The 14,521-nt window shown below is 72.5% G+C and carries 11 protein-coding genes; 8 read left to right on the top strand and 3 right to left on the bottom strand.

Features of this window, described 5'->3' with window-relative positions; translation table 11 throughout:
* Window positions 1-113 precede the first annotated feature (113 nt).
* Window positions 114-1,376 carry an MFS transporter gene (locus ACFFXY_RS04585; protein ID WP_382346282.1) on the bottom strand — a complete coding sequence of 421 codons (1,263 nt, stop codon included), beginning with the start codon at window positions 1,374-1,376 and terminating at the stop codon, window positions 114-116.
* 328 nt (window positions 1,377-1,704) lie between these two features.
* Window positions 1,705-2,724: a septation protein SepH gene (gene sepH, locus ACFFXY_RS04580; protein ID WP_382346280.1), complete on the bottom strand. Its 1,020-nt coding sequence runs from the start codon at window positions 2,722-2,724 to the stop codon at window positions 1,705-1,707.
* A 208-nt stretch (window positions 2,725-2,932) separates the two neighbouring features.
* On the opposite strand from sepH, the gene ACFFXY_RS04575 reads away from it, so the two are divergent.
* Window positions 2,933-3,256, top strand: a complete 324-nt coding sequence (locus ACFFXY_RS04575) for a DUF2530 domain-containing protein (protein WP_382346278.1) — start codon at window positions 2,933-2,935, stop codon at window positions 3,254-3,256.
* A gap of 15 nt (window positions 3,257-3,271) precedes the next feature.
* Here ACFFXY_RS04575 and ACFFXY_RS04570 read toward each other — a convergent pair whose 3' ends face one another.
* A complete protein-coding gene (locus tag ACFFXY_RS04570) occupies window positions 3,272-4,060 on the bottom strand; it encodes a DUF3027 domain-containing protein (RefSeq protein ID WP_382346276.1) in 789 nt (262 codons plus the stop codon).
* Window positions 4,061-4,352: 292 nt separating this feature from the next.
* Here ACFFXY_RS04570 and mqnB point away from each other — a divergent pair, with 292 nt between their 5' ends.
* The 7 genes from mqnB (at window position 4,353) to pulA (ending at window position 14,380) form a co-directional block, all read left to right on the top strand.
* The gene (gene mqnB / locus ACFFXY_RS04565; RefSeq protein WP_382346274.1) at window positions 4,353-4,967 is read left to right on the top strand and encodes a futalosine hydrolase; all 615 of its coding nucleotides are present in this window, start codon (window positions 4,353-4,355) and stop codon (window positions 4,965-4,967) included.
* A gap of 54 nt (window positions 4,968-5,021) precedes the next feature.
* Window positions 5,022-5,837, top strand: a complete 816-nt coding sequence (locus ACFFXY_RS04560) for a 1,4-dihydroxy-6-naphtoate synthase (RefSeq protein WP_382347388.1) — start codon at window positions 5,022-5,024, stop codon at window positions 5,835-5,837.
* A 163-nt stretch (window positions 5,838-6,000) separates the two neighbouring features.
* Window positions 6,001-6,402 carry a cold-shock protein gene (locus tag ACFFXY_RS04555; RefSeq protein ID WP_382346272.1) on the top strand — a complete coding sequence of 134 codons (402 nt, stop codon included), beginning with the start codon at window positions 6,001-6,003 and terminating at the stop codon, window positions 6,400-6,402.
* A 152-nt stretch (window positions 6,403-6,554) separates the two neighbouring features.
* Complete coding sequence (gene larE / locus ACFFXY_RS04550; protein WP_382346270.1) at window positions 6,555-7,469, top strand: ATP-dependent sacrificial sulfur transferase LarE; 915 nt, start codon at window positions 6,555-6,557, stop codon at window positions 7,467-7,469.
* Between the two features lie 554 nt (window positions 7,470-8,023).
* Window positions 8,024-8,290, top strand: coding sequence for a membrane protein insertion efficiency factor YidD (gene yidD / locus ACFFXY_RS04545; protein WP_382346268.1), 267 nt, complete (start codon window positions 8,024-8,026; stop codon window positions 8,288-8,290).
* A 22-nt stretch (window positions 8,291-8,312) separates the two neighbouring features.
* Window positions 8,313-8,549 carry a hypothetical protein gene (locus ACFFXY_RS04540; RefSeq protein ID WP_382346266.1) on the top strand — a complete coding sequence of 79 codons (237 nt, stop codon included), beginning with the start codon at window positions 8,313-8,315 and terminating at the stop codon, window positions 8,547-8,549.
* A 182-nt stretch (window positions 8,550-8,731) separates the two neighbouring features.
* Complete coding sequence (gene pulA, locus ACFFXY_RS04535) at window positions 8,732-14,380, top strand: pullulanase-type alpha-1,6-glucosidase (RefSeq protein ID WP_382346264.1); 5,649 nt, start codon at window positions 8,732-8,734, stop codon at window positions 14,378-14,380.
* The last annotated feature ends 141 nt before the right edge of the window (window positions 14,381-14,521 follow it).

Below are 14,521 nucleotides of genomic sequence, written 5' to 3'. Positions count from 1 at the left end.
GGGCGATTGCGGCGAAGTCGGGCACCACGCGAGATCACTCGCTTCACTCTGGTTCACCTGCTGGGATTCACCGATATGAACCGTCACGCCCTTTGTGGAGCCCCCGCGGGGCCTTACGGCATGGCCTTCCCGGCGAGCGCGGTCGCGCGGCGGCGCAGCTGCGACCGCTTGGCGAGGGCGACGGCCGCGGGCGCGATGATCGCGATGAGGCCGCCGAGCCACAGGCCCGAGCGGGCGCCGTACTGCTCCATGAACCAGCCGACGATCGGCGCGAACACGGCGGTGGAGCCGAGGAACACGAGCATGTACAGGCTCAGGACGCGGCCGCGGTAGTCGGCGCGCACGCCCATCTGGACGCGCTGGTTCGCGGCCTGCGCGTAGAAGACCATCGCGAAGCCGGTGGGCGCCAGGAGCGCCATGGCCGTCCACAGCGAGGGCGAGAAGCCGACGGCGAACGTGCCGACGCCCAGGAGCGCCGAGGACAGGAGCATCGTGTTCAGGGTGGGCCGCCCGGAGCGGCGCCCGGAGGCGAGGGACCCGGCGAGCGCGCCGACCGCGAGCGCGGTCAGCAGCAGGCCGTAGGAGTCGGCGCCGGTCTCGAACTCGGTGCGCGCCAGCATGGACAGGGTCAGCGCGAAGTTGAACGTGAAGCCCGAGACGAGCAGCGAGACGACGAGGACGGCGATGATGTCGGGCCGGGCGCCGGCGTAGCGCAGGGCCTCGCGGATGCCGCCGGAGTCGGCGCGGCGGTGCACGGGGTTGGAGAGGCTGCGACGCAGCAGGACCGCGCAGGAGACGGCCGGGCCGAGCGCGAGCGCGGCGCAGCTGACGATCACGGTGCCGGTGGAGGTGACGGCGATGAGGACGCCCGCGAGGGCGGGTCCGGCGATGCGGCTGGTGTTGAAGATGGCGCTGCCGAGGCCCACGGCGTTGGGGAGGGCCTCCAGGTCGACGATCTCGGAGTAGAACGCCTGGCGGGCGGGGCCCTCGACGACGGCGACGGACCCGAAGGCGAACATGCCGACGTACACCATCCACAGTTCGATGTGGCCGGTGAAGACGACGGCGCCGAGGACGGCGATGACCGCGGAGGAGCACAGGGAGCACAGGAGGAGGACGCGGCGCTTGTCGAAGCTGTCGGCGATCTTTCCGCCGTGGAGGCCGAAGAGGAGGTAGGGGCCGAACTGGAGCGCGAGGGTCCAGCCGAGGGCGGTCCCGGAGTTCCCGGAGAGTTCGAGGACGAGCCAGGAGACGGCGGTCGTCTGGAGCCAGAACGCGAGGGTGCCGACGAGCTGCCCGGCGGCGTACACCCGGAAGGCGGGGTAGGCGAGGGCTCTGAACGTGTGGCGCAGCTGGCCGAGGAGGACCGGAGACATCGCATTCAATGATATTTACTTACCGGTCGGCAAGCCAGTAAGTGAGACCGATTTCTCTCACCCGTCCCGCCCCCGCCCCCACCCGCTCCCGAATCCTGGGACACCCCCGGACTGTCACACCCCCGCGTCAGGGTTTTGACCGGGGGCCCAACGCACTCCGAGCCATGAAGGCTGCGCGCGTTTCGCCGCCCCGCCGGCACTGTCACACCCCTGTGCCAGGGTTTTGACCGGGGGCCCGGCGTTCTCCGGGCCATGAGGGCTGCCCGAAAAAAGCGGCGGGGCGGGCCCGAAGGCCCGCCCCGCCGCTGAAGCGGTCGGCGCCGGTCGGCTAGTCCTTGCCGGCGGTCCCGAAGAGGACGTCGTCCCAGCCGGGCAGCTGGTTGCGCGGCTTCGACCCGGCCGCCGCGAGCGGCAGGGCGTTCAGGTCGTCGTCGGCGACGGTGCGCTTGTTGGGCCGCAGCACCGCGAGCGAGGGGACCTCGGGGGTCTCCCGCTGCTCGGGCGCGGTCGTCCCGGGCAGGCCGAGCTGCGACGTGCGCTTGCCGCGCCCGCCGACGTCGTCGAGCGGGCGCTCCAGGACCTCCCGGAGGCGGTCGCGCCGCAGCGGGTCGGGCCGCGAGTCGTCGTCGTGCTCGCGCAGGCCGTGCATCGGGTCGCGCGAGGGCCGCACCGGGTCGCCCGGGCGCACGCCCAGGTCGCTCGGGACGTCCTTGGGCGCGGCGACCTGCACCGGCAGCGGCGTCGAGAGGAACTGCGCCATCTCGTCGTCGGGAGTGACGGTCTGGCGGGCCCGGTCGAGCTTCCAGCGGGCGCGCGCGGTCGTCTTCCCGGAGGACCACGACGCCTGGACGAGCCAGGAGCCGTCCTCGGTGCGCCACGCGTCCCACGAGACGGCCTCGGGGTCGACCCCGTGCGTGCCGAGTTTCACGTCCACGACGTTCGACATGCGCTCGCCGCGCTCGGAGGTCGCCAGCCGCGAGCGGCGGGCGGCCTGGGCGAGCATGGCGCGCTCCTGGAGGACCGGCCCGGCGTAGCGCAGGACCCGGTCGACGGCGACCTGCGCGGACGCGGCGATGTCCTCGGCGGACTCGCCGGCGCGGATGCGGGTCTGGATGTCGCGGGGCGAGAGGTTGACGGCGGCCGGGCGCTGCGGGACGGGGCGGCTCGCGGTGGCGGGCTTGGACGGCGGGGCGTCCATTTTGGCGCGGAGCGCGCTGCCGCCCTCGGGGACGTCGACCACGGCGGCGACCCGCTCGTCGAGCGGGAGGGCCAGCAGGCGGCCGAGTTCGTCGGCGAGCACGAGCGCATGACCGTCCTCAGAGAGGGCTACGAACCGTACCGGCCTCATGCCTTCCACCCCTCGTGTCTTCGTCAGCGCCGCATTGCCAGCTCATCCGAGCGTACGCCCAACCCTACCGGCGGACCACAACCGGCGGGGTGCCTATACGCGATCGCGGCGGCGCGACCCCCGGCGGTGTCCGTCCCCGGCAACGCGATCCCGACTCGCGTCGGCGTGACCGATTGTCGCGGGGACTGTCGCAGCGTACATTGGCAGCGTGTCCACCGACGGAAGTTCCCAGCCCCCGGCCGCGTCCGGCTCGTCGGCGAACCCCCGCGCCGCCTACCACCGGGTGAAGAAGACGCCCGAGCTGCCCGCCGCCGACGCCGTGCGGCTGCGCATGACGCCCATCGCCGTCGCCGGGACTCTGGTGTGGACGGTCGCCCTGGTGCTGACCCAGCTGTTCCGCGAACCGCTCGCGGACTCGGGGAGGGAGTGGTGGGGCGCGTGCGCGCTCACCGGCGTGATCGTCGGCCTCCTCGGCACGGCCGCGATGGTCGTCGCCGACCGGCGCCACTTCGGCCGGGACCGGCGGAGCTGACCCCCGGCCGGGACCCTAGAGGATCTCGGAGCCCTCGTCGTCGTAGACGATCTCGGACTTCTCCACGCCCTGCGGCGTGGTGTCCACGAACTCGCTGATCTGGGAGTGCGCGCCGCAGCCGTGGTCGGCGGAGACGACGCGGGCGTCCTCGGAGGAGTAGAGGTTCGCGCAGGCGCCGAACGCGAGGCGCATCGACCCGGCGAGCGGCATGAAGAACCCGCACGTGCCGCAGCGGGCGGGCGCGGGCGCGGCCTCGGCGATCGGGGCGGTGGGGCCGCGGTCGCCGTCGTACCAGCGCTGCGCGGTCTCGGCGCGGCCCTCGCGGTTCATGACGCGCTCGCGGCCGAGGCCCAGCTCGTACGCGATGTCCTCGACGGCGTCGTCGTCGGAGAGCTGGTAGGCGGGCATGAGGCGGTCGTCGTCGTCCTCGGTGGGGAGGACCTCGCCGGTGCCGACCTCGCCGCCTTCGAGGCGGTCGGCCCACGGGACCCACGCGGGGGCGCGGAGCGCGTCGGGGCCGGGCAGGAGCGCGGTCTCGGAGACGGTGGCGGCGCGGGCGCGGGGGGCGCGGGTGAGCACGACGGCCCAGCGCCAGCCGCGGTAGCCGGGGAGGGTGCACTCGAAGTAGTGGGTGACGACCCGCTCGGACTCGGCCTCGACGCTCAGGTGCTCCCCGATCCCGTCGCCGGCCTCCTCGGCGGCCTCGCGCGCGAGGTCGAGGGCGTCGGCGAGGGCCTTGTCCAGCCGCGGCTTGCGGGCGCGGGCGGTCTTGGCGGCGGCGGAAGTGGTGGAGCTGTCAGGCACGCTTTCAAGCATAGGTCAGCTCGCGCCCGCACCCGGCGGACGGTGCGCCCGCCGGGGAGCGGAATGCGCCACACCTGCCGCCGCGGCGGCCCGGAAATGTCGCACCCCGGAGGGACGCTGGAAACCGGGGGCCCTTACCCAGAGGTCAACCTCGGGCTGCCCGCCGGACCCGGGACGGTCGCGCTGCGCGGAGCGACCGGCGGCCCCGGCATGCGGACCGCGGCACCGGTGCGGCAGGCGCCACGGTCCGTGCGGCGGCCGGGGGCGGGGCCGGGCCGGTACCGTTTCAGGCATGCGAATACTCGTCGTGTGCGCGGTCGCCGAGGAGGCCCAGGCCGTCGAGGCCGGGCGCTCGCTCCGCCACGAGCTGGACATCCTCGTCTGCGGGGTCGGCCCAGCCGCGGCCGCCGCCTCCACCGCGCGGACCATCGCCGAGAACAGCCACATGGGCCGCGCGTACGACGTCGTCGTCAACGCGGGCATCTGCGGGGCGTTCCAGGGCCGCGCCGGGATCGGCGACGTGCTCATCGGCACCGACTCCGTCCACGCCGAGCTCGGCGTGAACCTCCCGTGGCGGTTCCAGCCGATCGACGAGATCGGCTTCGGCACCAACCGGATCGGCTGCAACACGGTCCTCACCGTCGCCGTCGAGGGCGTGCGCGGCGAGATCCTCACCCTCGCGTCGATCACCGGCTCCGACGGGCAGGCCGCGAACCTCGCCCACCGCTACCCCGACGCGGTCGGGGAGGCCATGGAGGGCTTCGGCGTAGCGACCGCCGCCCAGCAGGCGGGCCTGCCGTTCGCGGAGATCCGCACCGTCTCCAACTTCGTCGGCGACCGGAACGTCGAGGGCTGGGACTGGGGCTCGGCCCTGAAGTCCCTCACCGGCGCGGTCAGGGAGCTGTAGGCCATGGCCGCACTGGGCATCCCCTTCGACACGTACCCGCAGGACGGCGCCGCGCTGCACCTGGCGCACTCGCCGTGCCCCAACGACACGTTCATCTACCACGCGTGGACCTCCGGCCTCATCGACGGCGCCCCCGCCACCCGCCTGACGTTCGCCGACATCGACGTCACCAACAGCGCGTGCGCGCGCGGCGAGTTCGACGTCGCGAAGGTCTCCTACGCGGCCCTGCCGCACCTCGGCCCCGAATGGCGGCTGCTGCCCGCGGGCGGGGCGCTCGGGCGCGGGTGCGGGCCGCTGGTCCTCACCGGGCCCGGCGGGCTCACCGGCCTCGAAGGGAAGCGCGTCGCCGTGCCCTCGGACCGCTCGACCGCGTTCCTCCTGTTCAACCTGTGGCTGCGCGACCTCGGCTCACCGGACGTGGCCGTCGAGGTCGTCCCGTTCGACCAGATCATGCCCGCGGTGCGCGACGGCCGCTTCGACGCCGGGCTCGTCATCCACGAGGCCCGGTTCACGTACGGCGAGTACGGGCTCGCGTCCATGGTCGACCTCGGCGAATGGTGGGAGGACGCGACCGGCTGCCCGATCCCGCTCGGCGCGATCGTCGCGAAGTCCCACCTCGACACCGACGCGGTCACCGCCGCGATCCGCGCCTCCCTCGACTACGCGTGGGCGCACCCGGAGGCGAGCCGCGCGTACGTCGCCGAGCACGCGCAGGAGATGTCCGACGAGGTGTGCGCCAAGCACATCGAGCTGTACGTCAACGAGTTCTCCCGCGACCTCGGCGAGGAGGGGCGCACGGCGGTCGAGCGGCTCCTCGGCGGCGCCGCGGAGCTCGGGCTCGTGCCGAAGCTCGGCATCGCCGTCCCCTGACGGGCGCGCCCACGGCGCTTCTGCGCGCGATCCCCAAGGGCCCGGAGGGGTATCGCAGTGCGTGTCGGCGCCCTCACCCGGGCGTTCCGGACCGTCCGGTCCATGCCACGCTAGGCTTGACGGACTCATCAGTAGCCGGCAGAGAGAAGTTCGAGGTTCAGCGGTGCCCAGTGGTCGAGTGAAATGGTTCGACGCCGAGAAGGGATTCGGATTCGTCTCCCGCGACGACGGCGGCAAGGACGTCTTCGTGCACCGCGACGCGCTCCCCGAAGGCGTGGAGGAACTCGCCAAGGGGACCAAGGTCGAGTACAGCATCATCGACACGCGCCGCGGCGTCCAGGCGATGGGCCTCCACGTGCTCGCCGCCCCGGCGAGCGTCGGCGCGGCCGCGGCCCCCGAGACGCCCAAGCGCTCCCCCGAGGAGCTCAACAGCCTCCTCCAGGACCTCATCGGCGTCCTCGAACAGCAGGTCATGCCCCCGCTCTCCCGCGGCCGCCGCCCCGACCGCAAGACCGGCGCCAAGATCGCCGAACTCCTCCGCGCCGTCGCCACCGACCTCGAATAGCCCCACCGGAACCCGCTTCCGAGGACCGCTCGCGAACCCCGACATGTCGGACCTCTCGGGCAGGGTTGTTGAACCGGGGGCCCATCGGTTTGGACATATCCGTTATGTCTGTAGAAAACGGTGCAGGCGTGAGGCGGGCTAGTCTCTGAGGGGTGACCTCGGATCCCCAAGCGACCCTTCCCGCATCCGGCCGCGCCGACGCCCCGGCCGCCGCCGCAGACGGCACCGGGCCCGGTGCCGGACAGGGCCTCGACGCGCTGCTCGAACGGCTCGCCGCGCTGCCGTCGCTGATGGTGGCGTTCTCCGGCGGCGCCGACTCGGCGTTCCTGCTCGCGGCCGCCGTGCGGGCGCTCGGGCCGGAGCGGGTCGAGGCCGCGACGGCCGTGTCGCCGTCGCTGCCGGCGGCCGAGCTGGAGCGGGCGCGGGCGTTCGCCGAGGGCCTCGGGGTGGCGCACCACGCGCCGGCCACCGACGAGCTGTCGCGGGAGGGCTACCGCGCCAACGAGGGCGACCGGTGCTTCTTCTGCAAGACCGAGCTGATGAGCGTCGTCGGGCCGCTCGCCGAGGCGCGCGGCGTGGCCGCCGTCGCGACCGGCACGAACGCCGACGACCTCGCCGCCGGGTTCCGGCCGGGCATCCGCGCCGCGGCGGGGGCGGGGGCGATCACGCCGCTGGCCGACGCCGGGCTCACGAAGGCCGCGATCCGGGCGGCGTCGAAGTCGTGGGGTCTGTCTACTTGGGACAAGCCCGCGGCGGCCTGTCTGGCGAGCCGCATCGCGTACGGGGTCGAGGTCACCGCCGAGGGGCTGCGGCGGGTCGCCGAGGCCGAGGAGGCGCTGCGCGACGCGTTCGGGGCGGCCGCGATCCCGGTGCGGAACCTGCGGGTGCGCGACATGGGCGGCGGGGCCGCGCGGGTGGAGATCGACGCCGAGCTGGTGGCGGCGGTCGCGGAGCGGCCGGTGCTGCTGGAGGCGGTGACCGGGTTCGCGGAGGTGCGGCTCGACGCGCAGGGGTTCCGGTCGGGGGCGATGAACGAGCTGCTGCCGGACCCGGAGCGGTACCGCTGAGACGGAAATTTCGGCATATTCCCGAAATGTCCAGTGCGATGGGCCCCCCGGTCGACAACCCTGACCTATGGGTGTGACAGTCGGGGGCGCTGGGGCGCAATGTGATCGTTGTTCGGGACGGGGTGCGAGTACCCGGTGGGGCCGGCGGCGATCGTCAGTGGAGGATGATTCCGATGGCCCCACCGGGTCCATAACCCCTCGGGAACCCCTCATTCCCCGAGGGCTTCACCGTGGCTCGTGAGACTGAACCGGGCCTGTGCCGAACCTGGCAATTCCCTGATACAGGGGTGTTCGGGTTACAACGGGCAGTGGTTCCTTTTCGGACATGGACGGACGCGCGGGGGCCGGGGGCGGGCGGCGTGTAGAACTGTCGGGTGGAGTTCTCCGGGTGCGTCAGCGTGTACCAGCCAGGCTGCTCGGCCGGGTGCGGGGCGCCGCTGGAGGCCGCGTGCGATCCGGGCGGGCCGTGCAATGCGTGCGCGGGGCCGTGCGGGGGCGCGACCGATCCGGGGCCGTTCCATGCGATGGCGCTGGGGGCCTTGGGGTTCGGGCGGTTGACGCCGGAGCGACTGGCGCGCGCCGAGGCGGCGCGCCGGGAGGGGCCGCGGCGGTTCGGGCTGCGGGGGATCGCGTGCTACCGGCGGTACCTGTCGCCGCGGGTGCAGGTGCAGTGCCGGTTCGTGCCGAGCTGCTCGGGCTACGGGTACCGGGCCGTGTCGCGGTACGGGCTGTGGACGGGCGGGAGGCTCGCCGTCGCCCGCATCCTGCGGTGCCGCCCGGGCGTGACCCGAGGCACCCGTGATCCGGTTCCCGGCCGCTGAGGCGCCCGTTAAGATCCAGGTCATGAGTGACTCGAACCTGGTGGGCCGCGAGGCCGACAACGCGCCCGCAACGAAGGCCGCCAAGACCCGCTCCCGCGAGGTCAAGCCCGGGCACCTGGAGGTCGGGGAGTTCACCTCCGGCATCATCGGCGCGGCCTCGCCGTTCGGCACCTCCGCCTTCCCCGCGCCGATCAAGTCCGTGTACTACGAGCACTCCGCCCCGGTGCCGACCCGGCACCTGGAGGACGAGCGCCACTAGCCGCTCCCCGATCCGTTGCAGCCCTCCGCATCCGCGGGGGGCTGCGCTGCGTTCCGGGGAAGGGCAGCGCAATGGACTATCAGAATCTTGTAAGGAAATTGCAGAGGTGGTATGTTCTTGCGCACACGGGGTGCGCCACCCGTCACCAGGCGCCCCCGCTCGACCCCGGAGGATGACACGCAATGCCGCGTACCGCCCGAACCGCGGCGGGAGTGCTGGGCGCCGCCCTGGCACTCACCGCCTGCACCGGCCCCGGCGACCCGCCCGACGACGGCGGCTCGTGGACCGACGAGCCCACCGACGCCCAACTGGCCGCGCTCGCCCAGGCGCCCGCCGAGGACGCCGAGCAGTTCTACTTCGTCATGACCGACCGCTTCGCCGACGGCGACCCGTCCAACAACACCGGCGGCATCGACGGCGGCGCAGCCGAACACGGCTACGACCCGACGCAGCGCATGTTCTACCAGGGCGGCGACCTCGCCGGGGTCGAGCAGCGGCTCGACTACATCGAGGGCCTCGGCACCACCGCGATCTGGCTGACCCCCGTCGTCGTCAACCAGCCCGTGCAGGTCTCCGAGACCTGGACCGGCGCGGGCTACCACGGCTACTGGGGCACCGACTTCACCGCCGTGGACCCGCACCTGGGCGACGACGCCGAGCTCCAGAGCCTCATCGGCGCCGCCCACGAGCGGGGCATCGAGATCTACCTGGACGTCGTGGTCAACCACACCGCCGACGTCATCGAGTACGCCGAGGAGGGGAGCGGGTACGTCTCCACCGAGGACTCCCCTTACCTGGACGCCGAAGGGCGGCCCTTCGACGACGCGAACTACGCGGCCTCGGACGAGTTCCCGGCCGTCACGACCGAGGGAGCCCCGTACACGCCCGAGCTGGAGGCGGGCGAAGCGGACCTGAAGTCCCCCGACTGGCTCAACGACCCGACCAACTACCACAACCGCGGCGACTCGACCTACACCGGCGAGTCCTCCACGTACGGCGACTTCTCCGGACTCGACGACCTGTGGACCGAGCGGCCCGAGGTCGTGGACGGGTGGATCGACGTCTACGCCGACTGGATCGCCGACTCCGGCGTCGACGGGTTCCGCCTCGACACCGCCAAGCACGTCAACCTGGAGTTCTGGCCGCAGTTCATGGCCGGCATCCGGGACGCCGCCGCAGCCGAGGGCATCGACTTCTTCGCGTTCGGCGAGGTCTACTCCGGCGATCCCGCATATACGAGCACGTACGTGCGCCAAGGCGACCTCGACGCCGTCCTGGACTTCGGGTTCCACGGCGCCGCAACCGGGTTCGCGACCGGCGCCTCCGGGGCCGAGGGCCTCGCGACCGTCTACGAGTCCGACGCGCTGTTCACCGCCGAGGGCACCGACGCCCTGTCCACGCCCACGTTCGTCTCGAACCACGACATCGGCCGCGTCGGCCGCACCATCGTCGAGACCACCGACGAGGCCACCTGGACGCAGCGGGCGATCCTCGCCCAGCAGCTCATGTTCCTCACCCGCGGCCAGCCCGTCGTCTACTACGGCGACGAGCAGGGCTTCACGGGCTCCGGCGGCGACGACTACGCCCGCCAGACCATGTTCGCGTCCCAAGTGGACGAATACCTGGACGACGAGCTCATCGGGACCGAGCACACGCACGCCGACGACAACTTCGACACCGAGCACCCGATCTACCAGGCCATCGCCGAACTCGGGCAGCTCCGCAAGGACCACCCGGCGCTCGCGAACGGCACCCAGGTGACCCGCTCCTCCGAGGACGGCGTCCTCGCCTTCTCGCGCATCGGCGACGACGGCGTGGAGTACCTGGTGGCCGTGTCGAACTCGACCGAAGCGCAGACGATCGCCGTCGAGACCTACTCCGACTCGTTCTCGGACCTCTACGGGGACGGCTCGATCGAGGCCGCCGACGGCGCCGCCACGGTCACCGTCCCGCCGCTGTCGGCCGTCGTGTTCCGCGCCGACGACCCTGTGCGCACCGGGGACTCGCCGACCGTGTCCCTCACGGTCGCAGCGGAGTCGGCCACCACCGCGTACGTCCGGGCCGACACGACCGGGGACCCGCTCGCGCGGGTCGCGTTCGCCGCGTCCGTCGACGGCGGCGAATGGACCTACGTCGGCACCTCCCCCGGGCCCGACCACCGCGTCGCCTACGACCTCCAAGGGCTGCAAGGGGACCAGAGCGTCGAGTTCAAGGCCGTCATCGTCGACCGGGCCGGACGCAGCGCCTCCGCGAAGGCGGCCACCGCCGTCGCGACCCCCGACCAGGCGGGCGGCTCCCTGACCTGGGCGAACGTCCACTACAACGGCGACCCCGAGCAGTGGGGCCTGTACGTGTGGGGCGACGTCGCCGAGGAGTCGAGCACCGTGTGGCCCGCATCGAACCCGTTCTCCGGCAGCGACTCCTACGGGTCCTTCGCACCCGTGAAGCTCGCGGAGGACGCGAACGAGGTCGGGTTCCTCGTCATCGACGCCGACGGGAACAAGGACCACCCGGCCGACCGGTCGTTCGATCCGGGCGCGAACCCGGAGATCTGGCTCGACGCCGGGACCGGCGACATCGCCTACTCCCTGGCCGAGGCCAACGGGCACGTCACCGTGCACGCCCCTGACGACGGCACCGACTGGGGCCTGCACCTGTGGGGCGACGCCCTCGCCGACGGCGTCGCGACCGACTGGGACGCACCGAGACAGCCCGACGGGACCGACGAGTGGGGCCGCTACTGGCAGGTTCCCGTGGACGACCTCGACGCGCAGATGGGTCTCATCGTCCACGCCGGGGACACCAAGCTCTACGGCTCCGACGTGCTCCTCACCCCCGCGCAGCTCGGCGAGACCTGGGTGACGCCCGCGGGCGCGCACGACACGCAGGCCGCCGCCGACGGCAAGGCCGTGATCCACTACCAGCGCCCCGGCGGCGACTACGACGGCTGGACCCTCCACACCTGGGAGGGCGCCGTCGACCCCACCGACTGGAACGCCGGACTCCGTCCCGCGCGCACCGACTCCTTCGGCGCCGTCTACGAAGTGGACCTCGCCGACGACGCCGAGGCGCTCTCCTACATCCTCCACAACGGCGACGAGAAGGACCTCCCCGCCGACCAGCGGCTCGTGTTCGCCGAGTACGGGCAGGAAGTCTGGATCACCGCCGCCACCGACGGCTACGTGCGCCCCGCCGGGGCCTCCACCGGCCGCGGCCAGGACCTCGACCTCGGCAAGGAGCAGGCGGTCTGGCTCGACGCCGACACCGTCGCACTCGATACGGCGTCGTTGGGAGGCGCAGTCACAGACGGGAAGGTCTTCGAGCTGCTCGCCAGCGCCGACGGCTCGATCGCGGTCGAGGACGGCGCCCTCACCGGCGACTACACCTCGATTTCCCTGACGCCCAAGGGCGGTCTCACCGAGGCGCAGCGCCGGGCGTGGCCCGCATACTGGAGCTACCGGGCGTTCGACGTCGACGCGGACGGGGACGCGATCCGGGAGGCCCTGCGCGGGCAGCTCGTCGCGGTCGAACGCGACCACACGGGCACGGCCTGGTACGCGACCGGCGTGCAGACCGCGGGCGCGGTCGACGACGTGTACGACGCGGCCCTGGACGCCGACCTGGGCGTGACGTGGAAGGGGAAGAAGCCGCAGCTGGCGCTGTGGGCGCCGACGGCGCGTTCGGTGTCGCTGGAGCTGTACGACTCGCCGGAGGACACCACCCCTGAGCTGCACGAGATGTCGTTCTCGGAGCGGACCGGGGTGTGGACGGTGAAGGGCGCCAAGGGCTGGGACCGGAAGTACTACCGGTTCGCGGTCGAGGTGTGGCATCCCGCCTCGCAGCGGGTCGAGTCGTACTCGGTGACGGACCCGTACTCGGTGTCCCTCGCGGCCGACTCGACGCACAGCCAGATCGTGAACCTGGACGACGCGGACCTGAAGCCGCGCGGGTGGGACCGGGAGGACCCGCCCGCGGAGGTCGATCCGGCCGCGGCGCAGGTGTGGGAGGTGCACGTGCGGGACTTCTCGATCGCCGATGAGTCGGTTGACGAGGAGCTGCGGGGGACGTATGCAGCGTTCACGCAGGAGGACTCGGTGTCGGTGCGGCATCTCGCGGAGCTGGCCGACGCGGGGCTGAACTACGTGCACCTGCTGCCGACGTTCGACATCGCCTCCATCCCGGAGACGGGCCAGTCTGTTGTGGACTGCGATCTGGACCTGATGGCGGGGAACTCGACGGAGCAGCAGGCGTGCGTCGGGGCGGTCCGCGCCGACGACGCGTACAACTGGGGCTACGACCCGCTGCACTTCAACGTCCCGGAGGGCTCGTACGCGACGGACGCCCAAGGGGCGCAGCGCGTCCTGGAGTACCGGCAGATGGTCGCGGCCCTGCACGGCCTGGGGCTGCGGGTGGTGAACGACGTGGTCTACAACCACACGGCGGCGTCGGGCACGGACGGGAAGTCGGTGCTGGACCGGATCGTGCCGGGCTACTACCAGCGCCTGGACGCGGACGGCGAGGTGTACACCTCGACGTGCTGCGCGAACACCGCGCCGGAGCGGCCGATGTTCGGGAAGTTCGTCGTGGAGTCGACGGTGCTGTGGCAGGACGCGTACCACGTGGACGGGTTCCGGTTCGACCTCATGGGGCACCACCCGAAGGCGAACCTCCTCGCGGTGCAGGCGGCCCTGGACGAAGACGTGCTGCTGTACGGGGAGGGCTGGGACTTCGGCGAGGTCGCCGGGGACGCCCTGTTCGAGCAGGCGACGCAGTCGAACATGGCGGGCACGGGGATCGGGACGTTCAACGACCGGATGCGCGACGCCGTGCGCGGCGGGGGCCCGTTCGACGAGGACCCGACCGTGCAGGGCTTCGGCTCGGGCCTGTGGACGGCCGACAACGACGGCGAGGCCACCGATGGAGAGCTGGCGGCGCTGCTGCACGCGCAGGACCTGGTGAAGGTGGGCCTGGTCGGGAACCTCGCGGACTACTCGTTCACGGCCTCGGACGGGTCGGCGACGACCGGTGCGGGCGTGGACTACAACGGGGCCCCGGCGGGGTACGCCGCGGACCCGGCGGAGTCGGTGAGCTATGTGGACGCCCATGACAACGAGATCCTGTTCGACGCGCTCGCGTACAAGCTGGGCCCGGACACGTCGGGGACGGACCGGGCGCGGATGCAGGTGCTGTCGCTGGCGGCGGCGGTCCTGAGCCAGGGCGCGGGGTTCACCACGGCCGGCTCGGAGCTGCTGCGGTCGAAGTCCCTGGACCGGGACTCGTACGACTCGGGCGACTGGTTCAACGCGATCCGCTGGGACTGCACCGGGGCCGAGGGGTTCGGGTCGTCGTCGAACGGGTTCGGGTCGGGGCTGCCGCCGGCGTGGACGTCGGAGGCGAAGTGGCCGTACGCCGAGGACGCCCTCGCGGCGGTGGACGCGCCCTCGTGCGGGGACATCGCGCTCGCCGGCGACCGGTTCCTGGAGCTGCTGCGGATCTCGTCCTCGACGGGGGCGTTCAGCCTCGCCACGGGCGAGGAGGTCGCGCAGCGGGTGTCGTTCCCGCTGTCGGGCACGGCGCAGGAGGCGCCGGGGGTGATCCTGATGCGGATCGACATGGGCGGCCTGGACGACGCGTTCGGCTCGGTGACCGTGGTGTTCAACGCGTCGCCGGGCGCGGTGGTCCAGACGGTGGCGGACGCGGCGGGTTCGGGGGCGGGGCTGCACCCGGTCCTGGAGGACTCGGCGGACCCGGTGTTCGCGGAGGCGGCGTTCGACGACGCGACGGGCGCGTTCACGGTGCCGGGGCGGACGGTGGCCGTGTTCGTGAGCTAACGAATCCGATCTTGACAGGTCGGTGATACTGGGGTGAGTTTCGGATCCCTGAAGCCGGGGCGGGTGTCCACCCGTCCCGGTTTAGTGTTTTCTCAGGAGAACGGACGAGGACGGCGGCGGCGGGGTCCGGATACGATCGGT

The organism is Glycomyces mayteni (assembly GCF_042428885.1).
Taxonomy (GTDB): Bacteria; Actinomycetota; Actinomycetes; order Mycobacteriales; family Micromonosporaceae; genus Glycomyces; species Glycomyces mayteni.
The sequence above is the reverse complement of the archived record's forward strand: the minus strand, read 5'-3'. Positions and strand labels throughout refer to the sequence as shown.

What these genes read in the sequence shown, in the direction of transcription:
- ACFFXY_RS04585 (WP_382346282.1), bottom strand. Translation starts at nt 1,376, where the DNA reads ATGTCTCCGGTCCTCCTCGGCCAGCTGCGCCACACGTTCAGAGCCCTC.
- sepH (WP_382346280.1), bottom strand. Translation starts at nt 2,724, where the DNA reads ATGAGGCCGGTACGGTTCGTAGCCCTCTCTGAGGACGGTCATGCGCTC.
- mqnB (WP_382346274.1), top strand. Translation starts at nt 4,353, where the DNA reads ATGCGAATACTCGTCGTGTGCGCGGTCGCCGAGGAGGCCCAGGCCGTC.
- ACFFXY_RS04540 (WP_382346266.1), top strand. Translation starts at nt 8,313, where the DNA reads ATGAGTGACTCGAACCTGGTGGGCCGCGAGGCCGACAACGCGCCCGCA.
- pulA (WP_382346264.1), top strand. Translation starts at nt 8,732, where the DNA reads ATGCCGCGTACCGCCCGAACCGCGGCGGGAGTGCTGGGCGCCGCCCTG.